Origin of the sequence: Pseudomonas sp. DNDY-54 (assembly GCF_019880365.1) — a bacterium.
GTDB lineage: Bacteria > Pseudomonadota > Gammaproteobacteria > Pseudomonadales > Pseudomonadaceae > Stutzerimonas > Stutzerimonas stutzeri_P.
In genome coordinates this window covers 2,820,071-2,846,064 of the sequence record NZ_CP082271.1, presented here as the reverse complement: position 1 = coordinate 2,846,064, position 25,994 = coordinate 2,820,071, and the positions used below count along the sequence as shown (strand labels likewise).

Here is a 25,994-nt window from a genome sequence, read left to right as displayed (position 1 = left end):
CGGCGGTTTTACTGATTACGAACAAGAAGCGACCGTCCCCTTTAGAGGCATTATCGCCTCGTATGGTGAATGTGAGGCAGGGGCTATGAACTGGACGTGGTTTCATAAACTGGGTTCGCCTAAATGGTTCTACGAAATCAGCAGCCGCTGGATGCCCTGGCTGGCGGTGGCCGCATTGCTGTTGATTGGGGTAGGAACGGTTTGGGGACTCGCCTTTGCGCCCCAGGATTACCAGCAGGGGAATAGCTTCCGGATCATTTATATCCACGTTCCGGCGGCATTTCTGGCGCAATCGATCTATGTGATGCTGGCAGTAGCAGGGGTCGTCGGGCTGGTATGGAAGATGAAGCTCGCCGATGTCGCCTTGCAGCAGGCGGCGCCCATTGGCGCTTGGATGACATTTATTGCACTACTCACCGGAGCGGTCTGGGGCAAGCCGACCTGGGGCGCCTGGTGGGTATGGGACGCGCGTCTGACATCGATGCTGATTCTGCTGTTTCTCTACTTCGGCATCATTGCTTTGGGACAGGCTATCTCCAACCGCGACAGTGCGGCCAAGGCGTGCGCGGTGCTCTCCATCGTCGGCGTGGTCAACATTCCGATCATCAAATATTCGGTGGAGTGGTGGAACACGCTGCATCAGCCCGCCACCTTTACTGTGACGGAAAAGCCGGCCATGCCAGTCGAAATGTGGATGCCATTATTGGTGATGGTGCTTGGCTTCTATTGCTTCTTCACCCTGGTGCTGCTGATGCGCATGCGGCTGGAAGTGCTGCGCCGCGAGTCGCGGAGCAGCTGGGTTAAGGCCGAAGTAAAAGCGCTGGTGGGTAAAGCGACATGAATTTCTCGTCTTTTTCCGAATTCATCGCCATGGGCAACCATGGACTCTACGTCTGGACCTCGTATGGCATCAGCCTCGCGGTCCTGATTCTAAACGTCGCGCTGCCCGCAATGGCGCGTCGGCGTTACTTGCAAGACGAGGCGCGTCGTATGCGCCGGGAGGAAATGAAGTGAATCCTGTGCGCAAGAAGCGTTTGTTCATCATCCTGGCCATTCTGGCCGGTGTAGGTGTTGCGGTAACGCTGGCATTGTCTGCCTTGCAAGAGAACATCAATCTCTTCTACACCCCGACTCAAATTGCCGCGGGCGAAGCGCCCGAAGGCACGCGGATTCGCGCGGGTGGGCTGGTCGAAAATGGTTCGGTGAACCGCAGCAGCGATTCACTTACCGTGTCGTTCCGTGTCACCGATAACAACGAAACGGTCACTATCCAGTATCAGGGCATTCTCCCTGACCTGTTCCGAGAGGGGCAGGGCATCGTCGCTCTGGGGCGCGTGAATGCCGATGGTGTTCTGATTGCTGATGAAGTACTGGCCAAACACGACGAAAATTACATGCCGCCGGAGGTCAGCCAGGCGCTGGAGCAGAGCGGGATGATGAAGCATTACGAAGGCGACAAGCAGGAGTATGCGAAATGATCCCCGAGCTAGGTCATCTGGCAATGATTTTGGCGCTGTGCCTGGCGGTCGTTCAGGGCACGCTTCCACTGATCGGCGCCTGGCGCGGTGATCACCAATGGATGGGGTTGGCGCAGCCAGCCGCGTGGGGACAGTTCTCCTTTCTGGCGTTCTCTTTCGCCTGTCTGACTTACGCGTTCATGGTCGACGATTTCTCTGTCGCGTACGTCGCGCAGAACTCCAATAGTGCGCTGCCCTGGTACTACAAGTTCAGCGCCGTGTGGGGCGCGCACGAGGGCTCCTTGCTCCTTTGGGCCTTTATATTGTCGGCTTGGACATTCGCGGTGGCTATTTTTTCACGGCAGCTGCCCGAAGACATGCTGGCGCGGGTCCTGGGCGTTATGGGACTGATCAGCATTGGTTTTCTGCTCTTTCTAATCGTCACCTCCAACCCTTTCGAACGCTTGCTGCCGCAAGCGCCGATGGATGGTCGAGACCTCAACCCGCTGCTTCAGGACTTCGGTCTGGTTGTGCACCCGCCGATGCTATACATGGGTTATGTCGGTTTCTCCGTAGCGTTTGCGTTCGCCATCGCGGCGCTGCTAGGGGGTCGCCTGGATGCGGCCTGGGCACGGTGGTCGCGCCCCTGGACGCTGATCGCCTGGGCGTTTCTGGGGACCGGTATCGCCTTGGGCTCCTGGTGGGCTTATTACGAACTGGGCTGGGGAGGCTGGTGGTTCTGGGACCCGGTTGAGAACGCATCCTTCATGCCGTGGCTGGTGGGCACAGCGCTCATTCACTCGTTGGCGGTGACCGAGAAGCGAGGCGTATTCAAGAGCTGGACTGTTTTGCTGGCGATTGCGGCCTTCTCGCTCAGTCTGCTGGGTACTTTCCTGGTCCGCTCCGGTGTTCTGACGTCCGTCCATGCTTTTGCGACGGACCCTGAGCGTGGCGTCTTTATTCTCGCCTTCCTGCTGTTGGTCGTGGGCGGTTCGCTGACCCTGTTTGCTCTCCGCGCGCCGGTGGTGAAAAGTCAGATCGGCTTCGGCCTGTGGTCGCGCGAGACGTTGCTGCTGGTAAACAACCTGCTCTTGGTGGTCGCTACCTCGATGATCTTGCTCGGCACCCTGTACCCGCTGCTGCTCGACGCGCTCTCGAACACCAAACTGTCGGTTGGTCCTCCTTATTTCAATGCCATGTTCCTGCCGCTCGTTGGCGCACTGATGCTGGCACTCGGCGTCGGTGTGCTGGTGCGCTGGAAAGATACGCCAGTGAAATGGCTGATCGGCATGCTGACACCGGTGCTGATCACGAGCGCCGTGTTGGGCGGGCTGGGCTCAATGTTATTCGGTGATTTCCATTGGGCAGTGTTGGCTGTGTCGATGTTAGCCGCCTGGGTTGTCACCGCGGGGGTGCGCGACATTCTGGACAAGACCCGACACAAGGGCCTGCTGAAAGGCATGCGCAGCCTGGCGCCAAGTTATTGGGGCATGCAGCTGGCGCACTTCGGTTTGGTAATGTGCGCATTGGGTGTGGTGCTGACAAGCCAGCAGAGCGACGAGCGCGACCTGCGTCTTGCGCCAGGCGAGTCGCTACAGTTGGGCGGTTACAGCTTCGTCTTTGACGGTGCCAAGCATTTCGACGGTCCTAACTTCACCTCGGATAAGGGCACCATTCGGGTGTTCGACGGCGACAAACAGATCGCGACTCTGCATCCAGAGAAGCGCCTCTACACCGTCCAGCAGATGCCGATGACCGAGGCCGGTATCGACGCAGGCTTTACCCGGGATCTTTACGTGGCATTGGGCGAGCCGCTGGAAAACGGCGCGTGGGCGGTGAGGGTGCATATCAAGCCGTTCGTGCGTTGGATCTGGCTGGGGGCGTTGCTGATGTCGCTGGGTGGAGTGCTCTCCGTAACCGACAAGCGCTACCGGGTAAAAGTCCGGACCCGGGTCCGTGATGCGCTCGGCTTGGCCCAGCAAGGAGCTTGAGATGAAACGTTTGCTGATGTTGCTGCCGCTGGCGATATTCCTGCTGGTGGCCGTGTTTCTCTATCGCGGGCTTTTTCTGGATCCGACCGAGCTACCGTCGGCGCTGATCGGCAAGCCGCTCCCTACCTTTTCGCTGCCTTCGGTCGAGGATCCGCAGACGCTGATCACCGCAGAGGACATTAAGGGCAAGCCGGCGCTGGTCAATGTCTGGGCGACCTGGTGTGTGGCCTGCAAGGTTGAGCACCCAGTGCTCAACAAGCTAGCGGCCCAAGGCGTCAATATCCACGGGGTGAACTACAAGGATGAAAACGAATCCGCGCAAAAATGGCTGCGGGATTTTCACGATCCATACCAGCTGAACATTCGTGATGAGCAGGGCAGCCTCGGGCTGGACTTGGGCGTGTACGGCGCGCCGGAAACATTCCTCGTCGACAAGCAGGGCATCATTCGTCACAAGTACGTCGGCGTGATCGATGAACGCGTGTGGCGTGAGGAGCTCGCCGCGCTTTATCAGGAACTGGTGGACGAATGAAACAACTGATCCAGGGCGTTCTGTTGACACTGTGCCTGGTGCTCAGCGCACAGGGGGCCATCGATGCGTACGAGTTCAAAGACGAGGCTGAGCGAGAGCGCTATCGCACGTTGGTCGAGGAGCTGCGCTGCCCGAAGTGTCAGAATCAAAATATTGCCGATTCCAACGCACCCATTGCCATGGATCTGCGTCGTGAAATCTACCGCATGCTCGAAGAAGGTCAGAGCAACGAGCAGATCATCGATTACCTCGTGGCCCGTTACGGTGACTTCGTGCGATACAAGCCGCCCGTTAATGCCAAGACATTTCTGCTCTGGTACGGGCCGTTCGGGTTACTCGCTATCGGTATCGGGGTGCTTGCGCTCATCCTAGTACGCCGTCGCCGGGGCTCGGCCAGTCAGGCGTCGAACACACTTTCCGAGGCCGAGCGTGCGCGCCTCGCCATGTTGCTGGATAAAAAAGAACCATGATCGATTTCTGGATAGGTGCGGGCCTGCTATTGGCGGCTGCCCTGGCGTTCCTGCTGCTCCCGCTTTTACGGGGGCGTCGTTTACAAGCGGAGGAGGATCGGACGGCGCTGAACGTGGCGCTCTACGAAGAGCGGCTCGCTGAGCTGGCCGCCCAGCAGAACGCCGGAACCCTGACAACGGAGCAGTTCGAGATGGGCCGGGCCGATGCGGCGCGCGAACTGCTCGACGATACCGAAGGTGGCGACGTACGCCGCAACGGCAATTTGGGCCGCGTGGTTCCGTTGATCGCTGCGATCCTCGTGCCGCTAGTGGGTCTCGGGTTGTATTCGCACTGGGGCGCGAGCGATAAGGTCCAGTTGGCGCGGGAGTTCACCGAGCAGCCCGGAAACATGGAAGAGATGATCGGGCGACTGGAGCGTGCGGTGAAGGCGCAGCCCGAATCAACGGAAGCATGGTATTTCCTGGCCAGGACCTATATGAATCAGGAGCGCCCGGCGGAAGCCGCTGCGGCGTACGAGCAGCTCATCAAGCGTGCCGGTCGCCAGCCTGAACTGTTGGGCCAATGGGCGCAGGCGCTTTACTTTGCTGAGAACCGCCAGTGGTCTCCGCAGATGCAGCAGCTTACCGACGAGGCGCTAAAAGGCGATCCGCACGAAGTTACCAGCCTTGGCTTGCTGGGCATTGCGGCCTATGAGAGTGAGCGGTTCGAAGAGGCGGTAGCGTTCTGGGAGCGGTTGGTCGCGACACTGCCGGCAGAAGATCCGTCCCGTGAAGCCATTCAGGGTGGGATTGCGCGGGCTCGCGAGCAGCTAGGCCAATCCGCGCCGGCACAAGTGCCGGAACCGGCTGACGAGACGGCGACGGTTGCCGCGCCCAGCCTGACCGTAGATGTTCGGTTGGATACATCGCTGTCAGATCAAGTGCAACCCACTGATACCGTGTTTGTCTTCGCTCGCGCAGTTTCTGGCCCGCCGATGCCCTTGGCTGTGAAGCGGCTGACGGTAGCGGATTTGCCAGCTACGGTCAGTTTGAGCGATGACGATGCAATGACTCCGCAACTTCGCTTGTCCAACTTCGAACAGGTCAGGCTGGTCGCCCGGATCTCCCGTACCGGTGATGCGACGCGCGGTGAGTGGACGGGTAGCAGCGAGCCGCTTGCGCTGGGTGCCGACGGCGCGGTCAAACTGACCATCGATCAACCGGAAACGCGCTGATCTGCGCAGCGCTCAAGAAGGTGAAGATGACGCTGAAAAAATCGTTTTCGAGGAGTATTTGCCCGGCTTCACGAGCGGGTGGGGTAGCGGTGCTGGCACTGCTGCTGGGCGCCTGTGCGGGAAACCCATATGAGGCCTCGGAACCGACACGGCCGCCGTCACCGCCGATGCAAGAGCCGCGCGAACCCGTTGTAAGCCCTCCGCCGGTTCGCACGCCGCCAGCACCGCGTCCGCCGGCGACCCAGAAAAGCCACCCTCGCTATGCGCCTCCCCCCCATGCGCCAGCTCATTGGGACAATCGGCTGAACGTGTACGTCGTGGAAGGGCGAAACATGTTCTACCGCGAACGCCTTTATTACCGCTGGGATGGTGACTGGTACTGCGCCGGCCGGCCCGACGGCCCTTGGGAGCCGGTAGCCCCCCCCAGCGTCCCGACGGGGCTGCGTAGCCTGCATTGATTCCGTCTAGGCCCGTTGTGTTAACGGGCTAAAGACGAATCGCAAGGTGCCGATAAGCTTCAAGCACGGCTAAGGCGTGCGGCCGTTGCACGGGCTCGGCCTTGTCACCAGTTCATCCGGAGCGGATCCATGAGTGCAGCAGTCAAGCGTCTCGAAGAAACTGGCAGCGCGCTGCGCGATGCGATGGTGCAACAGGACTGGACGGCGATTAGCGTCCTTGATCTGCAATGCCGGCAGGTTATCGACGCGGTAATGGAAGAGCCGCGCGAGAACGAGTCGGCTATTCGTCAACGTCTGGAAGAGCTGGTGAATCTCTACCGCGAATTGGTTACGACTTGCCAGGCTGAACAACGTCGGGTTGCGGATGAACTGATCCAGCTTAATCAGTCTCGCCAGGGTGCCAATGTCTACAAGCTATTTGGTTGAGCTGGCTTCTGCGGTGATACCGCTCGTTACGCCGACATTTGATGTGACGATCGATCCACGTTTGCCAGTCTGACAGCCGCAGTATTCGTCATTGGTGACGTATCAGATCAAGCGCAAGGTGAATTGGCGATCCGCACTTCAAATTACTCACATACCGCGTGGCTTCTGATTGAGCATTCGGCGCGTGGTGTGGAAGGGCGATTCCCCCGGTAGCCCTCTTGTGTCCTGTCAGGTCGCCATTTCTTCCCAACTGAACTCATCACGCCCTGTTTCTAGTCTTTTTGTCGTTGAATCACGTCATAAATTTGACTCGCGCCGTTTTTTTTAATTAACTACTGGCTATCTGCCGATGACGCAGTCGTTTCTGCCGGAGACGAGCGCAGGCTTTCTTTCAGCCTCTAGAGCTATTAATAAGATGTGGCGTGAAACGAAAATATTGTTGATAGATGACGATCAGGACCGCCGCCGAGACTTGACGGTCATTTTCAATTTTCTGAGTGAAGACCATCTCGCCTGCGCCAGCAGTGAGTGGCGGGGTGCTGTCGATGGGCTTGAGTCAAGCCGCAGCGTACTGGGAGTGATGCTCGGTGAGGTTTCCGCCAAGGGCGGCGCGGTGGAACTGCTTAAACAGCTCAGCAAGTGGGATGAGAACCTGCCGCTTATGCTGATCGGCGAGCCGGTACCCGCAGACTGGCCGGATGATATCCGGCGACGCGTACTGACCAGCCTCGAGATGCCGCCAAGTTACAACAAGTTGCTCGACTCGCTTCATCGCGCTCAGATCTACCGTGAGATGAATGACCAGGCGAAGGCGCGCGGACGGCAGCGTGAGCCGAATCTGTTCCGTAGCCTGGTAGGGACCAGTCGTGCCGTTCAGCATGTTCGGCAGATGATGCAACAGGTCGCTGACACCGAAGCGAGCGTGTTGATTCTGGGTGAGTCCGGAACCGGCAAAGAGGTAGTCGCGCGCAATCTGCATTACCACTCCAAGCGCCGCGGCGGGCCCTTTGTACCCGTTAACTGCGGGGCGATTCCAGCGGAGTTGCTTGAAAGCGAGCTGTTTGGCCACGAGAAAGGTGCGTTCACCGGCGCCATCTCATCGCGTGCGGGCCGCTTCGAACTGGCTGATGGCGGAACGCTGTTCCTGGACGAAATCGGCGACATGCCGCTGCCTATGCAGGTCAAGCTGCTGCGCGTGCTGCAGGAGCGTACCTTTGAGCGCGTGGGTAGCAACCGTACGCAAAATGCGGACGTTCGCATCATTGCGGCAACTCACAAGGATTTGGAGAAGATGATCGTGGACGGTAGTTTCCGTGAGGATCTGTATTACCGTCTGAACGTCTTCCCAATCGAAATGGCACCGTTGCGCGAGCGTATCGAGGACATTCCGCTGTTGATGAATGAGCTCATCTCGCGCATGGAGCATGAGAAGCGCGGCTCGATCCGTTTCAACTCCGCTGCCATCATGTCGCTGTGCCGTCACGATTGGCCGGGCAACGTGCGCGAGCTGGCGAACCTTGTCGAGCGCATGGCGATCATGCATCCCTACGGGGTCATTGGGGTGATGGAGCTGCCTAAGAAGTTCCGCCATGTCGATGATGATGACGAGCAGTATGCCGTCGGCATGCACGATGAGATGGAAGAGCGCGCCGCGATCAACGCCCCCATCGTCGCGTCGGATGCCCATGCGATGCTCCCCTCCGAAGGCCTCGATCTCAAGGACTACTTGGGTAATCTGGAACAAGGGCTTATCCAGCAGGCGCTCGATGATGCCAATGGCGTCGTGGCGCGGGCGGCTGAGCGTTTACGCATCAGGCGAACCACTCTGGTTGAAAAGATGCGCAAGTACGGCATGAATCGACGGGACGACGATCTCGACGAGTGAGTGTCTCGCCACGCCGCCGATTCCGGCGGTGTGGTAGTTCTTCAGCTGTCCCGCCTAGCCAGGCATGATCCTTGCTCCCGTCAAATGACCGACCATCTTTTGACGGATACGAGTGCAGTGACTTCAGCGTCCTCATCATCGGCTTTGAATGTGCGTCCCGCCAGCGCTGCAGCCTCTAGCGAGCTCGAACAGTCGCTCGAGCTGTTTACCCGAATGTCCGGGCGTTTGGGCGAGTCCCGGCAATTGCTACAGGCGCGCGTAGCCGAGTTAAAGGATCAACTGGCGGACACCAGCGCACGGCGTCTCGAAGAGCTTGACGAGAAAGAGCGTCTAGCCAACCGCTTGCAAAGCCTGTTGGATTTGCTGCCAGGCGGCGTGATCGTTATAGACGGGCAGGGTGTGATCCGCGAGACCAATCCGGTGGCGCTGGAGCTTTTAGGTGGGCCGCTCGATGGGCAGCTGTGGCGCGACGTGATTGCTCGAAGTTTCGCCCCTCGCCGGGACGATGGTCATGAAGTCTCGCTGAAGGATGGACGTCGTGTCTCCATCGCTACGCGCTCACTGAATGGCGAGCCCGGCCAACTGGTGCTCCTGACCGACCTGACCGAAACCCGGCGGCTTCAAGAGCAGTTGGCTCGTCATGAACGTTTGTCTGCGCTAGGGCGGATGGTGGCTTCGTTAGCTCATCAGATTCGCACGCCGCTCTCCACGGCATTGTTGTATGCAAGCCATCTTGAGCAAGGCGGGCTGTCTGCCGAACATCAGCAGCGCTTTGCGGGACGTCTTAAAGATCGTCTGAACGAACTGGAAAACCAGGTCCGTGACATGCTGGTCTTCGCACGTGGCGACCTGCCGCTGGAAAATCGGCTGGCTCCGGTCGATCTGCTCACGGCTTTGCGGACCGCTTCCGAGCCGCTTCTGGAGGGCATGGACGTCCGCTGGCAGTGTGACGTGCATGAAGGCGCGCTTCTGTGCAACCGCGACACCTTGGTGGGTGCACTGAGTAATCTGATTGAGAATGCGGTTCAGGCGTCGGGGCGTGACCCGAGGCTGAAAGTCCATCTTTACGCGCGCGGGCAGGTCCTGCGCATCAGCATCAGCGATAACGGCGCCGGGATGGATGCGGTCATCCTGGCTCGGCTCGGTGAGCCGTTTTTCACCACCAGGGCGACCGGTACCGGGCTGGGTCTGGCCGTCGCCAAATCGGTCGCGCGCGCGCACTCAGGGGCACTTGAGCTGCGCTCCCGACCCGGTCGCGGGACCTGTGCCATCTTGCAGCTGCCATTGCTTTGCGCAGTTGCGGCGGTAGGTTCGGAGTGAAGCATATGGTCGCGAAGATTCTCTTGGTCGAGGACGACCGCGCATTGCGCGAGGCACTAGGCGATACGCTGGAGCTCGGTGGCTATTCCTATCGGGCTGTCGATAGCGCCGAAGCGGCATTGTCGGCCTTGGAACATGAAGCCTTTGGCTTGATGGTCAGCGACGTGAACATGCCGGGCATGGATGGTCACGCGCTGCAGGTGTTGGTCCGCAACCAGTACCCACAGACGCCCGTCCTGCTGATGACGGCATACGGCGCTGTCGAGCGAGCAGTCGAAGCCATGCGTCAGGGCGCTGTCGATTATCTGGTCAAACCGTTCGAACCGAAGGTACTGCTCGGGCTGGTGGCGCGACATGCTTGCGGCCGACTCGGCGCTGCGGATCTGGATGGACCGGTCGCGGTCGAGCCGGCAAGCCTGCAGCTGTTGGCGCTGGCGGCGCGAGTCGCGCGGAGCGATTCAACCGTACTGGTCTCCGGTGAGTCCGGGACCGGCAAGGAAGTCCTGGCGGGATACATCCACCAGCAATCCACACGCGCTCACAAGCCGTTCATTGCGATCAACTGTGCGGCAATACCCGACAACATGCTCGAGGCAACTCTGTTCGGTCACGAGAAGGGCGCTTTCACCGGTGCCATTGCTATGCAGCCGGGCAAGTTCGAGCTGGCCGAAGGCGGTACGTTGCTCCTCGACGAGATCTCCGAAATGCCGTTGGCGCTCCAGGCCAAGTTACTTCGGGTGCTGCAGGAGCGCGAGGTCGAGCGCGTCGGTGGGCGCAAGCCGATACCGCTCGATATTCGAATCGTCGCCACGACCAATCGTGACTTGGCCGAGGCGGTTCGTAGCGGGTATTTCCGTGAAGATCTGTTCTATCGTCTTTCGGTGTTTCCGCTTGCCTGGCCAGCGTTGCGCGATCGGCCGGCCGACATTATCCCGCTTGCCGAGCGGTTGTTGGTTAACCACGCGACCAAGATGCGCCAGCCGATCGCCAGGCTTTCGGACGAGGCCCGCCAATGCCTTCTCTCCCATTCATGGCCAGGGAATGTCCGCGAGCTGGATAACGCCATTCAGCGTGCGCTGATCCTGCAGCAGGGTGGCGTGATCGAGCCAGACGACCTCTGCCTGACCGCTCCGACTGGTTTCGCGTCGCAGGCACGGGGCGCCGCACATGATGCCGAGCGGTTTGTGCCGTCGCCTGTGGTTCCGCCAGTGGTAGCCGATACGTCGGGCGCGCTGGGTGATGACCTGCGGCGGCGAGAATTTGAACTGATCCTCGATACCTTGCGTGCCGAACACGGGCGTCGCAAGGAGACCGCCGACCGTTTGGGGATCAGCGCGCGGACTCTGCGTTATAAGCTGGCGCAAATGCGCGACGCCGGGATGGACCTCGAAGCGCTTCTGGCCGGTTAAGACGAGCGTTAGCGATCGGCTCTGATAAGCTCCCACATCATCGTTATGAGGGTAGCAACGTGGACGAGGGCTTCTGGGAACGGCGTTGGTCACGCAACGAAATCGGCTTTCATCTGAACGAGGTCAATCCTTATCTCCGTCGTCACTGGCCGGCTATCGGGCTATCCAATGGCACCCGGGTCCTGGTGCCGTTGTGCGGCAAGACGCTCGACATGGCATGGTTGGCAGAGCAGGGCTTTGCAGTGCTTGGTGTCGAGTTAAGTGAACGCGCTGTGGATGACTTCTTTGCCGAGCAGGGTTTGACTCCCGAAGTGGCCGTTCAGGGTGAACACGCACTGTATCGTGCCGGTGCGTTGGAGATCCGCCGTGGCGATTTCTTCGCCCTGACCCAAAGCGACGTCTCCGATTGCCAGGCCTTGTACGACCGTGCGGCGCTGATTGCATTGCCTGCCGAGATGCGACAACGCTATGCCGAGCATCTGACGAAAATCCTCCCGAAAAGCTGCCAAGCGTTGTTGATTACGCTGGATTACGAGCAGCCGCAGATGTCTGGACCACCCTTTGCAGTGAGTGAAGGAGAGGTCAGGCGGCTCTTTGGCGCTCACTGGGACATCGAACGGCTGGAGCGGGTCGACGCACTGGACAATGAAGGCAACTGGAAATTTTTGCAGCGTGGCCTGACGCGGCTGGAGGAAAGCTGCTACCGGCTCGTCAGGAATCCCTAGCGGTTTCCGCCGAGCCTGATCGCTGATAGCCAAGGAGGGCGCAGCTATGTTCTAGCCCCGCCCTCACCTGAATTACTGCTTGCTGCCCTGAAGCTGGCGAATGAACAGGTCGGCCTCGTCAATCGCCCGCTGCATGTCGGCTAGCAACTGATCGACATTACCTTCAAGCGTGCGGTATTCCCCCTGCAGAGCACCGATGGCACGAGCATTGAGGTTGTGCTTGAGAAACAGCACCTGATCGCGTAACACGTCGAGCACCGGGTCAATACGCTTCTCCGCTGCTTTCATGCGCTGCAGAAGCACGCGATAGTCTTTCTGGGTGCGCGCCAGATCCTTTGCGCTCGCGGCCTTCAGGCTCGCATTGCTGTACTCGCCGAGCTCCTGCTTCCACTCCTTGAACAGCGCATCGGCGACATCTTCCACGGCCTCGATTCTGTTTCTCACGTCGCGGGCACTGTTCTCGCTGGCTTCGAACTCACTGTTCAGTGCTTCGTAACGCTCTTCCAGCTCGCCCCCTTTGACCTGCACAACGCTGCGATAGCGTTCGAGCGCGTCTTTGAACTGTTCTTTGGCCTGTTGCTGCGAGTCGCGGGCCTCTTCGACGCGGTCCACAAGGATATCCCGCTTGTGCAGTCCGACTTTTTCCATCGCAGAGTAATAGGCGCTCTGGCAACCGGTGAGGGTGAGCAGGGCGAAGCCGAGTACGGCGGCGTAGCGCATGATGAATTCCTTGTTCGATGAATGCGTTTGTTTCGACAGGCATACAGCCACTACGTGCAAAACGCGGGCGAAAAAAAGGGCGGCTCATGGCCGCCCTTTGGTTGCTCCGTTCATTCAGCCGCGCTGACGCAGGGCTTCGATGCGATCCTCAAGTGTCGGGTGCGTCATCAACAACCCGGCCAGGCCGTTACGCAGTGCGCCGTTGATACTGAACGCCTTGAGGCTGTCCGGCATATCGACCGGCACACCCTGTTCGGTGCGTAGCCGCTGCAGTGCGCCGATCATCGCGTTGGTGCCGGCCAGCTGCGCCCCTGCTTCGTCAGCGCGGTACTCGCGTTTGCGTGAGAACCACATGACGATGATGCTGGCGAGAATGCCCAGCACCAGCTCCGCGAATATGGTGGCGACAAAATAGCCGATGCCGTGACCGTCTTCGTTTTTTAGGATCACGCGATCCACGAAGCTGCCGAATATTCGCGCAAAGAACATCACGAAGGTGTTCACGACACCTTGTATCAGTGCCAATGTCACCATGTCCCCGTTAGACACATGGCCGATTTCATGGGCGAGCACGGCCTTGACTTCATCCGGGGAAAAGCGCTCGAGCAAGCCCTGGCTAACGGCGACCAGCGCGTCGTTCTTGTTCCAGCCGGTCGCGAAGGCGTTAGCCTCGTAGGCGGGGAAGATACCGACCTCGGGCATCTTGATGCCGGCATCTCGTGATAATTGCTCGACGGTCTGCAGCAGCCACTGTTCATGGCGGGTGCGGGGTTGGCTGATGATTTCGGTCCGCGTGCTCATCTTCGCCATCCACTTGGAGATGAACAGCGAAATGAGCGCGCCAGCAAAGCCGAAAACGGCGCAGAACGCCAGCAGGCTGCCGTAGTTCTGACCCGTGTAACGATCCACTCCGAGTAGCTTCAGGGTGATGCTGGCGACGACCAATACAGCCAGGTTGGTGGCCAGGAACAAGAAAATGCGCATCATGTTGCGGCAAACTCCAAGGGGAACAATTAAGAACGATAGGCTATATAAGGTGCGGCTCGGTGCTATTCAACCGGGCGACTATTTCAAGCTATGTCGCCTGCCGCGCCGTTGCGCTCGGACCGGCTTGCGTAGTTAGCCAAACAGCGCTCGGGTCAGCCGAGCGATTTGTTCGCCATCCTCATCCCGTAGCGCCTGTCGCAGCTGAAACGCTGTGCTTGCATGCACACGTTCAACGGCAGGTGGCAATGTCCCGGATCGTTCAGCTTCACGAGACACGCGGGTCAGCCGCAGAAACCCCTTTTCGGTCAGCACGGCCTGGTCGATGGCGAGAAACTGAATGGTGCTTTCGAAGCGCAGGTAGCCTTCCTCCGCCAGCCACAGCAAGGCACCCAGGCAACTCTGATGCCGCTTACTGGGCAGGCCAAACTCATCGGGCTCTTCATGCCCGATGAGGTCTTCGACATACAGCGTGATTTTTCGCGGGAAGGCCTGATAGAGCAACAGCAGACCGGACGCGGCGTCGCGGTAGAAGTCGTCGATCTGCAAATCCATATACGCGGCTATTGGCGGTAAGTTTTGAGGAAACTGCCGATGCGTCCGATGGCCTGTTCAAGGTCATCCACGCGCGGCAGCGTGACCACGCGGAAGTGATCCGGCCACGGCCAGTTGAAGGCGGTGCCCTGCACGATCAGCAGCTTTTCGGACAAGAGCAAATCAAGGACGAATTTTTCATCATTGTGAATCGGGCAGATCTTCGGATCGATCCGGGGGAACGCGTAGAGCGCACCCATCGGCTTTACGCAACTGACCCCGGGAATGTCATTGAGCAGTTCCCACGTCCGGTTACGTTGCTCCAGCAGACGGCCCGGCGGAAGAACGAGGTCGTTGATGCTCTGGTAGCCGCCTAGCGCGGTCTGGATGGCGTGCTGGGACGGCACATTGGCGCAGAGCCGCATGTTCGCCAGTATGTCGATCCCTTCGATGTAGCTTTGCGCCTTGTGCTTGGGACCGGAGATAGCGACCCAGCCTGAGCGGAAGCCAGCGACACGATAGGACTTTGACAGCCCGTTGAATGTCAGGCACAGCACGTCGGGTGCCAGCGATGCGGTGCAGACGTGGACTGCACCGTCATAGAGAATCTTGTCGTAGATTTCGTCTGAGAAAAGCACCAGGTTGTTCTGGCGCGCCAGTTCCACCATGCCTTCCAAGACTTCGCGCGGATAGACCGCACCGGTCGGGTTGTTGGGATTGATCAGCACGAGCGCTTTGGTGTTCGGAGTGATCTTGGCCTTGATGTCGGCTAGGTCAGGCCACCAGTTGGCTTGTTCGTCACACAGATAGTGAACCGGCTTGCCGCCGGCCAGGCTCACCGCCGCTGTCCACAACGGGTAGTCGGGCGCAGGAATCAGCACTTCGTCGCCATTGTTCAGCAATGCCTGCATGGACATCACGATCAGCTCAGACACACCGTTGCCGAGGTAGATGTCCTCGATGGTGATGCCTTCCACCTGCTTCTGTTGGTAGTACTGCATGATCGCCTTGCGCGCACTGAACAGGCCTTTCGAATCGCTGTAGCCTTGCGCGGTGGGCAGGTTGCGGATCACGTCCTGGAGGATTTCCTCCGGGGCTTCGAAACCGAACGGCGCCGGATTGCCGATGTTCAGCTTGAGGATGCGATGGCCTTCCTCTTCCAGGCGTTTGGCGTGCTTGAGCACCGGCCCGCGGATGTCGTAGCAGACGTTGGCGAGCTTGTTCGATTTGCTGACCTGCATGATCCTGAGTGTCCCGAAGTGAAGACGCGCCCGGCTCTCGATGGCTGGCAACGTTTAGCGTGAACCCGGGCGCCTTGGCAGTGTGCAACCCCGCTGCCAGACTAGGCGTCTAAGAGCAACGCATCATACGTGCGGCCCGACCACCGGAAAAGGTACAGATCGGCCTTTTTTGAGCTGAGGAGTGTATCGATGGATAAGCTAGAAAAACCGCTCGAAACCTGGCGTGAAGAGCTCTCTGACGAGCAGTTCCAGGTTTGTCGTTTGGGTGCAACAGAACGCCCTTTTACGGGTAGATATAACGACACCAAGACGCCCGGCAATTATCACTGCGCCTGCTGCGACGCGCCGTTGTTCGACTCGGATGCGAAGTTCGACTCCGGCTGTGGCTGGCCCAGCTACTTCCAGCCCGTCAGCGACACCGCCATTTCCAGCGTCGATGATTTCAGCCACGGGATGCATCGTATCGAGGTTAAATGTGCGCGTTGCGATGCCCATCTGGGGCACGTGTTCCCGGATGGCCCAGCGCCGACCGGTCTGCGTTATTGCATTAACTCGGCCTCTCTCAATCACAAGCCGCGCGACGCCTGAGACCGCTTCGCAACGCTTCAATGGAATACCGCCATGCACGATGCGCTATTGGATGTCCCTTGCCTCACGATCGATGGCCAACAAAAGACGTTGGGTGATTTCGATGCCAAGGTTCTGCTGGTGGTCAACACGGCCAGTAAATGCGGCTTCACACCCCAGTACAAGGAGTTGGAAGCGCTCTGGAAGCGTTATCACGAGCGGGGGCTGGTGGTGCTTGGGTTCCCCTGTGACCAGTTCGGCCATCAGGAGCCAGGGAGCGAGGCGCAGATTGCCACGTTCTGTGAGCGCAACTTCGGTGTCAGCTTTCCCCTGTTCTCCAAGGTCAAGGTCAATGGCGGTGAAGCGCACCCCTTGTTTGTGCAGCTGAAGAAGCGCGCCCCCGGTTTGCTCGGCAGCAAGGCGATCAAATGGAACTTCACGAAGTTTCTGATCACCGATGAGGGGCGGTCGGTAGCGCGTTTTTCATCGCGAACGTCGCCCGATTCGCTGGCCTCTCACATCGAAGCTCACCTGTAGTTATCGCTGCGACAACGCCTGTAACGGTGTAGCCCCTGTTTGTGGATTTCTGGAGTGTTGTGATGGACGCCGAGCTCAAAGCCTTTCTGTTGCGCGCCGATGCGTTGATGGCGCGACTGGAGCCGCTGCTGCCTGCACCGCGTGCATCGATCGACTGGAGCGCCAGCCTGGCCGCGCGCTGGCACCGTGAAGGGCAGGGCGGTTACCTGCAGCCTTTGAATGTGTCGCTGGATCTGAATCTGACTGATCTGATTGGTATCGACCGGCAGCGGGAGCTGCTATCGAGCAATACCCGGCAGTTCGTCTCGGGCCTGCCCGCGAATCATGTTCTGCTTTGGGGGGCGCGAGGGACGGGGAAATCGTCTTTGATTCGGGCGCTGCTGGCGGAGCATGCGGCGGCAGGCCTTCGCCTGATCGAGATCGAGCGCGATCACCTGGCCGACTTGCCGAAAGTTGTAGATCAGCTATCTGGTCAGCCGCAGCACTTCGTAGTCTTCTGCGATGATCTTTCATTCGAAGCGGGAGAAGGTGACTACCGTGTGCTGAAGAGCGTGCTAGACGGCTCGCTTGAACGAGCGCCTGAAAACGTGCTGCTGTATGCCACCTCCAATCGTCGCCATCTGGTGCCTGAGCGACAGAGCGATAACGAGAATTGGCAGATGGTTGATGGCGAGCTGCATCCAAATGAAGCGGTAGAAGACAAGATTGCCCTGTCGGATCGCTTTGGTCTTTGGCTCTCGTTTTACCCGTTTAGTCAGGAGCACTATCTGAATGTCGTCCGGCACTGGGTTGGCGCCCTGGCCGATCAGGTTGGTCTCAGCTGGAGCTGGGATGAGGAGTTGGAAAAGGATGCGATTCGCTGGGCCACGGCGCGCGGCAATCGCAACGGCCGCTGCGCCTATCAATTTGCCCGGCAGTGGGTGGGGATTCGCCTGCTTTGAGTTGCAACAGGGCGCAGCGGGAGCCTTTAGAACCCCCGGCACGTGGTTGCCTCGTTCGAGCTCGCTAGTACAGCGATTAGGTGGTGCGCGTTGAGGCAAAGACGTGCGCGGAACTAGCCTCAGTTAGGCGGCGTTGCTTTCTTGCCCATTTCGATGAGTTTGGCGGCCATGCGCTGTTCACCTGGGAGCACGTTTTCCACAGAAGCGCGCGTCTTCACACGCGAATAGAGGGCTGCCAGCGCTGGCCAGCGGTCTCCATTGATCACTTCGCCGCCGTGCTCCATGTTGATCAACTGGCACGTGAAGGCGATGTCAGCCATCGAAACGTGGTCGCCCAAAAAGAATGCCTTTTGGCCTAGCTGGCTTTCAAGGTAATCGAAGTGCGGCGGCAATTTCTGGGTGAGTGCAGCCTGTACGCTCTCCTCATTGCAGGCGTGGCCCGAGCTCGGCTTTAGCACCCGGTTGCGGAACACACCAAAGGTCGTCAGCGGCGCAAGTTCGTAGTCAGCGTATTTTTCGAACCAGCGGACCTGCGCCCGCTCCACAGCGGTGCTGCCGTACAGCTTCGGCGCCTGCTCATAGGCGTCTTCGAGGTACTGGCAGATCACACTGGAGTCGGCTAGGCAAAGCTCACCGTCCTTCATGGCGGGAATGCGCCCCAGAGGGTTGAGCTGCAGGTACCAATCAGGGGGAGTGAACGGCATGACGACTTCGAGCTGGTAATCCAGGCCTTTCTCCAGAAGGCAGAGGCGTACCTTACGAACGAATGGCGACAGTGGGGCGCCGAATACGGTTAAGGACATCGAAATTCTCCACAGCAAGACAGGTTACGCAGCCGGGCGCCGAGCGTTCCAATCGCAGTGTCACGTACCGAGGTGCTGGCGCGCCGCGCTGCTACGTCTCCGATCGTGCTCGTCCCGCCCGACGCTTAGTAAATGTTGTTTTTCTTCCAGTCATCTTCGCTTTCGAGGCTTTTCAAACCTTCCGCCAGCTCGCTGGGTTCGTCAAGTTTCGGTTGCTGTTGGGTCTGCTCCAGCTTGTTGGCATGGGCGTAGCTCGCCTCGAGCTGCGCCAGCTGGGGCTGATAATCCGCGGGGTTCGACTGCTTGCGAATATGTTGAATGCCACGCTCGAATGCCAAACGCGCTTTGTGTGCGCTGCCCTGTTGCAGGGCCTGCTTACCCGCATTGGTAAAATACTCAACATGCAGCATCACCATCATCCGCTGGATCTGCTGGATCCACCGTTTGGCGGCAGTCGTATCGAGCTGATTCTGTTTGTTCGCCCAAACGATTAGAGCGTGCAAATCCTCGAGCAACAGGCGAATCTCTTTCGCCTGCGCCTCGGTAGCCACGTTTACCGGCGCGTTTTGCACCGGAATATCTTCACCCTTGGCCGCGGCGGTGCGCAGGGCGTCGACGCGCGCGCCAAGCGCTGGGTTCTTTTTGTCGAGCGGCAGCAGTCGTTCGCCCAAATGCAGTTCCAGACGCGTCAGCAGCAACTTCAGCGGGGGTGTCATCATCTGGCCTGGAAAGCTCTCGGACAGATTGGCGCAGCGGCGCATGCGATCACTGAGTTCGGCCCGCATGCGGGCCTTTTCCAAATTGTTTTTTTCGACGATCTGATTGATCACGCCAATCGCTATTAAAACGAACAGGCCAGCAACGACCAATCCTGTAATGAGAACTGGAGACACGAGACACACCTCTCGAACCGGGCGGTTTTATGGCGAGTGTAGTGGGTTAGATGGCAAGCTGATAGCGCAACGCTGCGCGTGGATTCAGGCTATAAAAAATTTTCACATCGCGCTTGACGGCCTAATCGTCGCTCCATAGAATGCGCGCCACTTGCAGCGTGAAGCACATCGCAGACGCTGGAAGCCGGAATGAAAGCTGTAGTTTCCGGGCTGCGTCCCCTTCGTCTAGTGGCCTAGGACACCGCCCTTTCACGGCGGTAACAGGGGTTCGAGTCCCCTAGGGGACGCCATATTTGCTGTAAACCCCGCGGGAATAGCTCAGTTGGTAGAGCACGACCTTGCCAAGGTCGGGGTCGCGAGTTCGAGTCTCGTTTCCCGCTCCAAATTTGCTGGTGTGAGGCTAAGGCCCATCGTCAGCGCAATAAAAGCGACCTTAGCGTCGCTTTTTTTGTGCCCGGAATTCGGGCAGCGCTGGCCTATCAGCAGCCGCCACCGGTGCCGCTTGGGCTCAGTCAGCTTATCCAGGCACTCCGTCAAAACTCAGCAAGCCGGTTACGGTCCCATACATAGACGCTCGTCGCGCCTAGCACGAAGTGGTGCCCGCGGGTAGATCGATGGTTGACCGCTCGGTTGCCCCTTCGCCAGTGTAGGCAGACGACAAGACTTACATCTCGGGGCTGACATCATGGCAAGCACTCAAAGCGCTGCAGCGACGCTACGCTCGGCATGGATCGCTCATGCTCAGGCGAATCCGATCATTGCGGTGGGGCTGATTGGCACCGTATTGATTGTTGTGCTGTTGTTGGGTGCCAGTGGCTATAGCGCGTTCCAGAATGGCGATGAGAGCAATATCCGTTATGCCTTATTGGGCGGTACCGCAGGGTTCGTCACGACCGCTTTCGGCGCGCTGCTAGCCATTGCGCTGGGCAACATTTCCACACGCACACAGGACACCATGCTGGGCTTTGCAGCTGGGATGATGCTCGCGGCCAGCTCCTTTTCGCTGATTCTTCCGGGTCTTGCTGCTGCGCGTGATCTATTTGGCAGTGGGCCAGCTGCGGCGCTAACGGTGGTCGTTGGGCTCGGGTTCGGCGTGCTGTTGATGCTCGGATTGGATTATTTCACCCCGCACGAGCACGAGGCCGCCGGGGCCTTTGGGCCTCATCATCAGCGAGTGAGTCGGGTGTGGTTGTTTGTCTTCGCGATCATCCTCCACAACATTCCGGAGGGCATGGCGATCGGGGTCAGTTTCGCTAATGGTGATCTGGAAGTGGGGCTGCCTCTCACCACGGCAATTGCTATACAGGACATTCCGGAAGGCCTGGCGATTGCCTTGGCGCTGCGGACGACCGGTCTCTCCGCCTGGCGATCGATATTGGTTGCCGCCGCCTCGGGGCTGATGGAGCCGATTGGCGCGCTGGTGGGCTTGGGGATATCGAGCGGGCTGGCTGTCGCGTACCCCGTCAGTCTCGGCTTGGCAGCCGGTGCGATGATTTTTGTGGTGTCGCACGAGGTCATTCCAGAAACCCACCGCAACGGCCATCAGACGCCGGCGACGGTCGGCCTGATGGGCGGATTTGCGGTGATGATGTTTCTAGATACTGCCTTAGGGTAGAGCGCACGGGGTACGACGCATGCCTTCACTGAGATTTAGGTTCATCAGTGATGGATGTCAGTGCCGCTGCTGTAGGCGGCGGCAAGGGCGCGATCAACGCTGTTCGAGTAAACGCCGTGCAGCTTCTTGACCGCTCAGCCATGCTCCTTCGACGCGGCCTGAGAGGCACCAATCGCCACAGGCATAGAGGCCGAGGTGAGCGTCGGCCAGTGCTGTCCATTCATGAGACTGGCTCGGGCGCGCATAGAGCCAGCGGTGGGCGAGGGTGAACTCTGGTGCGGGCACGACGCAGTCGATCAGTTCAGCGAAGGCGCCGTGCAAGTGTTCGATGACAGATTCCCGGGACATGTCCAGGTGTTGCCGGCTCCACGCGCTGCTCGCATGTAGTACCCAGACATCCTGCAGGTCGTCGCGCCCGGGCTTGCTGCGGTGTCGAGCCAGCCAATCAAGGGCGTCGTCCTGAACGAAACAGGCCTCCACCTTGGTTTCGAGTGGTTTGGCGAAGCCCAGGGCAACGGACCAGGTAGGCTCCATGGCAACACTGGCCGCGACGGCGGCCAGTTTTGGCGCCGAGGCCAGCAAGGTGCTTGCCTGCGGCGCCGGAATAGCGATGATCACCTGACTGAATGGTCCGTGGTTATTCCCTTCGGCATCGACCAGCGTCCAGTTTTCCTCGCCTCGAAATACATCGGTGATCCGGCAGGACAGCTTGATCGGTAGGTCACCAAGCAGGCCCGTCGCAATCGCACTCATGCGTGGCACGCCCACCCAGCGCAATTGTTCATCTGCGGACGGCGACAGCAGACCCTCTCGCGCCTGATAAAGGTTGGGCGACCACTCGGCAACCCAGCCTTGGGTTTGCCAGTGGCGAACGGTTTCAGTGAAGCGACGATCTCGGCTGGTGAAGTATTGAGTCCCGAGGTCGAGATGCCCAGCTTCGCTGCGTTTGCTGGTCATGCGTCCGCCGAGACCGCGGCTCTTGTCGAATAACTGAACAGGCTGTCCCGCTGCATGCAATGCATGCGCGGCGGAAAGCCCGGCGATGCCGGTGCCGACGATGGCAATTGGAGCTTCGCTCATGCTTACCTCTTTCGATAGCGCCGCCAGTCTCCGCTGCGCGACAACTGCGCTGGTTCGTTCGGTCCTCGTGCCATTCGCGTTGGTGGGCACGTTCGAGCACTTCCTATCCTCGAACACGCCGTCGAATTTGCATAGGGGTTCTGTGCGGCAGAGAGACACACGGCGGGGCTATCTTTTATCTTGCTGACGAGCGGTGCGGTTTGGCTCACGGCATTTTTTTACAGGCGGGTAATGCACGGGCCATCTGCGCTTTGGCCTGAGGGGCGCGACATTACGGATAGATTTGCAGGACCCTGCGGCCAGTTCGTTCTGAGTCGCTGGGTGTGCGGCTCTGTGATGGGTGGGTCTGATGCGCAACGCGCCAAAAGGCCGCGCGTCGTTATTGCTCGAAGACTCAATGTCTTACCCGTGCGGAGACCGGTTGTAAGTTAGGAATAAGCCGGTACAATGGCGCCGCTCGCCGCCAGGCGGGTTTTGTTATGGTGGGCCCTGCCGGTCCCCCCGCAACGATCAGCCGTGAACCCGGTCAGGCCCGGAAGGGAGCAGCCGCAGCGGTGACATTGTGTGCCGGGGTGTGGCTGGTAGGGTTCACCTCCATAACGCTCTGACTTTTCCCCTTCGTTTATTTCGCCCTGGCGCCCATAGGCTCCGGCGATTTCGCGTGGTTGTCGTTTGCGCCTGCACAGATGCATGGTGCTTCTAACCTGTATTCTTTACCGCTCAAGAAGGCTGCGCCAGAGCGGTCTACTACCTCGTGTATCGAAGGAGAACGGTTTGTCGGTCAAGGCGAGCTGGGACATTTTCTGCGTTGTCGTGGATAACTACGGTGATATTGGCGTGACCTGGCGGCTGGCGCGGCAGCTCGTCGCCGAGCACGGTCAGTGCGTTCGGCTATGGGTCGATGACCTCGCTACGTTCGCTCGGCTGTGCCCGGGCACCAGCGCTACGGCTGGCCAGCAATGGCATGAGGGTGTTGAGGTTCGGCACTGGTCGCCTGAATGGCCGGGCGCTGAACCGGCGGACATCGTGATCGAAGCCTTCGCCTGCCAATTGCCTGCCGCTTATATCGAGGCGATGGCGGGCAGCGGTCGCCGCATCCTCTGGCTCAATCTTGAATACCTCAGTGCCGAAGATTGGGTGGTGGGCTGCCACGCGTTGCCTTCGATGCAGCCCGATGGCCTGCAGAAATACTTTTTCTTTCCGGGATTCGAGCAGGGTACCGGCGGGCTTATTCGCGAAGGCGATCTGCTGGCGCGCCGGGAGGCATTTCAGAATGATCCGACGCTGCGTGAAGCCTTTTTGCACGGTTTGGATTTGAATGTGCAACCCGGTGCTCGACTGCTCTCGCTGTTCGCGTACGAAAACCCGGCAGTCGCAGGATGGCTGGATGCGCTGGCGGCGGACCGGCGGTCGACGCATCTTTTGGTCCCGGAGGGGCGGGTTCTAGCCGATGTTGCGCATTGGCTAGGGCTGGAACAGCTAAGCGCGGGCGACCGCCATGGGCGTGGCGCATTGCAGATCGATGTGTTGCCGTTCATGACGCAGAACCAGTACGACATGCTTCTGTGGTGCTGTGATTTCAACGCTGTGCGCGGCGAGGAATCGTTTATCCGCGCTCAATGGGCGGGGCGCCCACTGGTCTGGCACATCTACCCCCAGGAGGAGGATGCGCATTGGGACAAGCTCAACGCGTTCCTCGATCTCTATCTGCGTGATTTGGCGCCAGGGCCAGCTGGCGCGCTGCGAAAATTCTGGTATGCCTGGAACGCAGGCGAGGGCAGCGCCGCAGCATGGTCAAGCATCCTGGAACACGAGGCCGAGCTGAACGCCCATGCCGAGCGCTGGACACACAAGCAGGTCGCCAACGGGGATCTGGCTGGAAAGCTGGTGTTTTTTTACACAGATTGGCTATGATACGCGGCCTGTTTTTTGTCTCTAATTCCATTCGGATATTCGTATGAAAACCGCACAAGAGTTCCGTGCCGGCCAAGTGGCCGTTATCAACGGCGCACCCTGGATTATCCAGAAAGCCGAGTTCAACAAGTCCGGTCGTAACAGTGCCGTGGTCAAGATGAAGCTGAAGAACCTGCTCAATGGTTCGGCGACCGAAACCGTGTACAAGGCTGATGACAAGCTGGAGCCGGTTATTCTCGAGCGCAAGGAAGTGACCTATTCCTACTTCGCCGACCCGCTGTATGTCTTCATGGACGAAGAGTTCAATCAGTACGAAATCGAAAAAAGCGATCTGGAAGGCGTGATGACCTTCATCGAAGACGGCATGACTGACGTCTGCGAAGCGACTTTTTACAACGACAAGGTGATCTCGGTAGAACTCCCGAACACTATCGTTCGTGAGATCGTTTACACCGAGCCGTCCGTACGTGGCGACACGTCCGGCAAGGTTATGAAAACTGCCCGCCTCAAGAACGGTGCCGAGCTGCAGGTTTCTGCCTTCTGCGAAATTGGTGACTCGATCGAAATCGACACCCGTACTGGCGAATACAAGTCCCGTATCAAGGCTTGATTCAGCTGGCTCCCTGCTGGTCCAGCCCGGCGCTGGCTGATTGGACGACGAACCCCGCTTAATAGCGGGGTTTTGTCTTTTATGGAGTGGTGTTTTTCAGCCTGCGTATTGTCTGGCCGCAACGCCGCTTTCAACACTCAGCGTTCGTCGTTGAGGGATGCATCACCCGCCCCATATCCAGCCGACCAGCAGATAGCAGAGCAAGGTAACCAGCACGACGCCGAACAGATTCAAGGCGAAGCCCGCCTTGATCATGGCCTGTATCGGTAGCTGGCCCGTGCCGAACACGATGGCATTGGGCGGGGTCGCCACCGGCATCATGAAGGCGCAACTGGCCGCAACGGCGGCAGGAATCGCCAGCATCTCAGGCGACATGCCTTGGGCAACCGCCAATGCGCCGAGCAGGGGCAGGAAGGCTGCGGCTGTTGCTGTGTTGGAGGTGATTTCCGTAAGAAAAATGATGACCAGTGCAACGAGGCCGATCATCAGAACTAACGGCAAGGCGCCGAAAATACCCAGGCTTTCGGCGATCCATTCGGCCAGGCCCGATTCGCCGATTGCGCCGGCGAGCGACAGGCCACCGCCGAACAGCAGTAACACACCCCAGGGGGCCTTGTTCGCCTGTTCCCAATCCATCAGAAAAACCCGCTCACGTAGATTTACCGGGATCAGAAACAGTGCCAAGGCGGCAGCGATGGCGATACTGGTGTCGTTCACGCCCTCGACGTAACCAGCCAGAAGCGGTTGCAGAATCCAGGCGGCAGCTGCCAGGGAAAACACCATGGCGACGAGCTTTTCAGCACGCGACATTGGCCCAAGGTTGGCCATCTCCGTTTCCAACAGGCCACGGCTGTCGCCGCCGGCCAACGTGAAACCACTGCGCGTCAGCCACCACCAGATGAAGATCAGCATGCCAATGCTCAGCGGCAGCCCGAGTAGCATCCATTGGCCAAAGCCGATCTGCACGTCGTAATTCTCCCGAAGGAAAGCCGCCAGCAGCGCGTTGGGCGGTGTGCCAATCAGTGTCGCAATGCCACCGACGCTGGCTGAATAAGCGATCCCAAGTAGCAGGGCGATGGCGAACCGACTGCCTTCCTTCTCCTCGCTGCCCGCCACCAATAACCCGATGACGGACAATCCGATGGGCAGCATCATGATGCTGGTGGCGGTATTGCTGACCCACATGCTGATGAAGGCAGTCGCAATCATGAACCCGGCAATCTGGCGACTGGGTTGATTGCCTACCGCCAGTAATGTCGCCAACGCAATCCGCCGGTGCAGGTTCCAGCGCTGCATGGCCAGGCCGAGCAAAAAGCCGCCGAAAAACAGAAAAATCGTCGGGTTAGCGTACGGCGCAGTGGCTCTGGCCAGCGTGTCGATACCCAGCAGTGGGATTAGCAGGATGGGCAGCAGCGAGGTCGCCGGTATCGGGATCGCTTCGGTCGACCACCAGATTGCCATCAGGCCAGCCAGGCCCACCGTCAACCAGGCTTCGCCGGACAGCCCGCCCGGAGGCTCAGTGAGCAGGCAGGTGATCAACAGCAAAGGCCCCAAAATCAGTCCGATCCAAGCGGCCAGGGCTGCGCCCTTGCTTTGAGGTGAGCCAGTCATGACAGGCAACTCCGCTACGACAGCAGCCATACCAGGACGCCCGCGACGCGCCCGGCT

Annotated in this window: 27 protein-coding genes, 2 tRNA genes and 1 other RNA gene; 22 read left to right on the top strand and 8 right to left on the bottom strand. The window is 59.3% G+C overall.

Translation table 11 applies throughout. From position 1 onward, the window contains the following. Nucleotides 1-85 precede the first annotated feature (85 nt). The 13 genes from K4O48_RS13105 (at nt 86) to K4O48_RS13050 (ending at nt 11,887) form a co-directional block, all read left to right on the top strand. The gene (locus K4O48_RS13105; protein WP_222908813.1) at nt 86-841 is read left to right on the top strand and encodes a heme ABC transporter permease; all 756 of its coding nucleotides are present in this window, start codon (nt 86-88) and stop codon (nt 839-841) included. Then, a complete protein-coding gene (ccmD, locus tag K4O48_RS13100; RefSeq protein ID WP_222908812.1) occupies nt 838-1,014 on the top strand; it encodes a heme exporter protein CcmD in 177 nt (58 codons plus the stop codon). Before K4O48_RS13105 ends, ccmD begins: the two co-directional genes overlap by 4 nt. After that, nucleotides 1,011-1,478, top strand: coding sequence for a cytochrome c maturation protein CcmE (gene ccmE, locus K4O48_RS13095; protein WP_222908811.1), 468 nt, complete (start codon nt 1,011-1,013; stop codon nt 1,476-1,478). Before ccmD ends, ccmE begins: the two co-directional genes overlap by 4 nt. Then, nucleotides 1,475-3,448: a heme lyase CcmF/NrfE family subunit gene (locus K4O48_RS13090; RefSeq protein WP_222908809.1), complete on the top strand. Its 1,974-nt coding sequence runs from the start codon at nt 1,475-1,477 to the stop codon at nt 3,446-3,448. The genes ccmE and K4O48_RS13090 overlap by 4 nt, the downstream gene beginning before the upstream one ends. A 1-nt stretch (nt 3,449) precedes the next feature. Then, complete coding sequence (locus tag K4O48_RS13085; RefSeq protein WP_222908807.1) at nt 3,450-3,980, top strand: DsbE family thiol:disulfide interchange protein; 531 nt, start codon at nt 3,450-3,452, stop codon at nt 3,978-3,980. Continuing rightward, a complete protein-coding gene (locus K4O48_RS13080; protein WP_222908805.1) occupies nt 3,977-4,450 on the top strand; it encodes a cytochrome c-type biogenesis protein in 474 nt (157 codons plus the stop codon). Before K4O48_RS13085 ends, K4O48_RS13080 begins: the two co-directional genes overlap by 4 nt. Further along, on the top strand, nt 4,447-5,664 hold the full coding sequence (gene ccmI, locus K4O48_RS13075; protein ID WP_222908804.1) for a c-type cytochrome biogenesis protein CcmI: 1,218 nt from the start codon (nt 4,447-4,449) through the stop codon (nt 5,662-5,664). Before K4O48_RS13080 ends, ccmI begins: the two co-directional genes overlap by 4 nt. A gap of 26 nt (nt 5,665-5,690) precedes the next feature. Beyond that, on the top strand, nt 5,691-6,122 hold the full coding sequence (locus K4O48_RS20515; protein WP_260523626.1) for a hypothetical protein: 432 nt from the start codon (nt 5,691-5,693) through the stop codon (nt 6,120-6,122). A gap of 129 nt (nt 6,123-6,251) precedes the next feature. Then, the gene (gene fliT / locus K4O48_RS13070; RefSeq protein WP_222908803.1) at nt 6,252-6,548 is read left to right on the top strand and encodes a flagellar protein FliT; all 297 of its coding nucleotides are present in this window, start codon (nt 6,252-6,254) and stop codon (nt 6,546-6,548) included. 415 nt (nt 6,549-6,963) lie between these two features. After that, nucleotides 6,964-8,433 (top strand): sigma-54 dependent transcriptional regulator, encoded by a 1,470-nt coding sequence (locus tag K4O48_RS13065; protein ID WP_222908802.1) that lies wholly within the window; start codon nt 6,964-6,966, stop codon nt 8,431-8,433. A gap of 99 nt (nt 8,434-8,532) precedes the next feature. Next, entirely contained in the window at nt 8,533-9,753 is a 1,221-nt protein-coding gene (locus K4O48_RS13060) for a sensor histidine kinase (protein WP_260523739.1), read from the top strand. A gap of 5 nt (nt 9,754-9,758) precedes the next feature. Further along, a complete protein-coding gene (locus tag K4O48_RS13055) occupies nt 9,759-11,162 on the top strand; it encodes a sigma-54-dependent transcriptional regulator (RefSeq protein WP_222908798.1) in 1,404 nt (467 codons plus the stop codon). 59 nt (nt 11,163-11,221) lie between these two features. Next, the gene (locus K4O48_RS13050) at nt 11,222-11,887 is read left to right on the top strand and encodes a thiopurine S-methyltransferase (protein WP_222908796.1); all 666 of its coding nucleotides are present in this window, start codon (nt 11,222-11,224) and stop codon (nt 11,885-11,887) included. Between the two features lie 72 nt (nt 11,888-11,959). Here K4O48_RS13050 and K4O48_RS13045 read toward each other — a convergent pair whose 3' ends face one another. The 4 genes from K4O48_RS13045 to K4O48_RS13030 all read right to left on the bottom strand — a co-directional run bounded on the left by K4O48_RS13045 (nt 11,960) and on the right by K4O48_RS13030 (nt 15,366). After that, nucleotides 11,960-12,607 carry a DUF2959 domain-containing protein gene (locus K4O48_RS13045; RefSeq protein WP_222908795.1) on the bottom strand — a complete coding sequence of 216 codons (648 nt, stop codon included), beginning with the start codon at nt 12,605-12,607 and terminating at the stop codon, nt 11,960-11,962. A gap of 114 nt (nt 12,608-12,721) precedes the next feature. Then, nucleotides 12,722-13,594, bottom strand: a complete 873-nt coding sequence (gene htpX / locus K4O48_RS13040; RefSeq protein ID WP_222908793.1) for a protease HtpX — start codon at nt 13,592-13,594, stop codon at nt 12,722-12,724. A 132-nt stretch (nt 13,595-13,726) separates the two neighbouring features. Beyond that, the gene (locus K4O48_RS13035; RefSeq protein WP_222908791.1) at nt 13,727-14,146 is read right to left on the bottom strand and encodes a hypothetical protein; all 420 of its coding nucleotides are present in this window, start codon (nt 14,144-14,146) and stop codon (nt 13,727-13,729) included. 8 nt (nt 14,147-14,154) lie between these two features. Then, nucleotides 14,155-15,366: a pyridoxal phosphate-dependent aminotransferase gene (locus K4O48_RS13030; RefSeq protein WP_222908789.1), complete on the bottom strand. Its 1,212-nt coding sequence runs from the start codon at nt 15,364-15,366 to the stop codon at nt 14,155-14,157. Between the two features lie 189 nt (nt 15,367-15,555). Here K4O48_RS13030 and msrB point away from each other — a divergent pair, with 189 nt between their 5' ends. The 3 genes from msrB to K4O48_RS13015 all read left to right on the top strand — a co-directional run bounded on the left by msrB (nt 15,556) and on the right by K4O48_RS13015 (nt 17,411). Beyond that, a complete protein-coding gene (gene msrB / locus K4O48_RS13025) occupies nt 15,556-15,954 on the top strand; it encodes a peptide-methionine (R)-S-oxide reductase MsrB (RefSeq protein ID WP_222908787.1) in 399 nt (132 codons plus the stop codon). Between the two features lie 33 nt (nt 15,955-15,987). Continuing rightward, complete coding sequence (locus K4O48_RS13020; RefSeq protein WP_222908786.1) at nt 15,988-16,470, top strand: glutathione peroxidase; 483 nt, start codon at nt 15,988-15,990, stop codon at nt 16,468-16,470. Between the two features lie 62 nt (nt 16,471-16,532). Then, entirely contained in the window at nt 16,533-17,411 is an 879-nt protein-coding gene (locus K4O48_RS13015; RefSeq protein WP_222908785.1) for an ATP-binding protein, read from the top strand. Nucleotides 17,412-17,530: 119 nt separating this feature from the next. On the opposite strand, the gene K4O48_RS13010 is transcribed toward K4O48_RS13015, so the two are convergent. Together K4O48_RS13010 and K4O48_RS13005 are read right to left on the bottom strand one after the other, a co-directional pair. Beyond that, complete coding sequence (locus K4O48_RS13010; protein WP_222908784.1) at nt 17,531-18,214, bottom strand: glutathione S-transferase family protein; 684 nt, start codon at nt 18,212-18,214, stop codon at nt 17,531-17,533. Nucleotides 18,215-18,339: 125 nt separating this feature from the next. After that, on the bottom strand, nt 18,340-19,107 hold the full coding sequence (locus tag K4O48_RS13005; RefSeq protein ID WP_222908782.1) for a hypothetical protein: 768 nt from the start codon (nt 19,105-19,107) through the stop codon (nt 18,340-18,342). 214 nt (nt 19,108-19,321) lie between these two features. Here K4O48_RS13005 and K4O48_RS13000 point away from each other — a divergent pair. The 3 genes from K4O48_RS13000 to K4O48_RS12990 all read left to right on the top strand — a co-directional run bounded on the left by K4O48_RS13000 (nt 19,322) and on the right by K4O48_RS12990 (nt 20,722). After that, nucleotides 19,322-19,397, top strand: a tRNA-Glu gene (locus K4O48_RS13000). A gap of 17 nt (nt 19,398-19,414) precedes the next feature. Next, a tRNA-Gly gene (locus tag K4O48_RS12995) sits at nt 19,415-19,490 on the top strand. Between the two features lie 302 nt (nt 19,491-19,792). Next, nucleotides 19,793-20,722 (top strand): ZIP family metal transporter, encoded by a 930-nt coding sequence (locus K4O48_RS12990; protein ID WP_222908780.1) that lies wholly within the window; start codon nt 19,793-19,795, stop codon nt 20,720-20,722. 93 nt (nt 20,723-20,815) lie between these two features. Here K4O48_RS12990 and K4O48_RS12985 read toward each other — a convergent pair whose 3' ends face one another. Then, on the bottom strand, nt 20,816-21,802 hold the full coding sequence (locus K4O48_RS12985) for an NAD(P)/FAD-dependent oxidoreductase (RefSeq protein ID WP_222908778.1): 987 nt from the start codon (nt 21,800-21,802) through the stop codon (nt 20,816-20,818). 490 nt (nt 21,803-22,292) lie between these two features. On the opposite strand from K4O48_RS12985, the gene ffs reads away from it, so the two are divergent. The 3 genes from ffs to efp all read left to right on the top strand — a co-directional run bounded on the left by ffs (nt 22,293) and on the right by efp (nt 24,326). Further along, nucleotides 22,293-22,389: signal recognition particle sRNA small type (gene ffs / locus K4O48_RS12980), an RNA gene on the top strand. A gap of 187 nt (nt 22,390-22,576) precedes the next feature. Beyond that, nucleotides 22,577-23,716: an elongation factor P maturation arginine rhamnosyltransferase EarP gene (gene earP, locus K4O48_RS12975; protein WP_222908777.1), complete on the top strand. Its 1,140-nt coding sequence runs from the start codon at nt 22,577-22,579 to the stop codon at nt 23,714-23,716. Nucleotides 23,717-23,759: 43 nt separating this feature from the next. Continuing rightward, entirely contained in the window at nt 23,760-24,326 is a 567-nt protein-coding gene (efp, locus tag K4O48_RS12970; protein WP_122164233.1) for an elongation factor P, read from the top strand. A 162-nt stretch (nt 24,327-24,488) separates the two neighbouring features. On the opposite strand, the gene K4O48_RS12965 is transcribed toward efp, so the two are convergent. After that, nucleotides 24,489-25,937 carry an SLC13 family permease gene (locus tag K4O48_RS12965; RefSeq protein WP_222908775.1) on the bottom strand — a complete coding sequence of 483 codons (1,449 nt, stop codon included), beginning with the start codon at nt 25,935-25,937 and terminating at the stop codon, nt 24,489-24,491. Between the last annotated feature and the right edge of the window lie 57 nt (nt 25,938-25,994).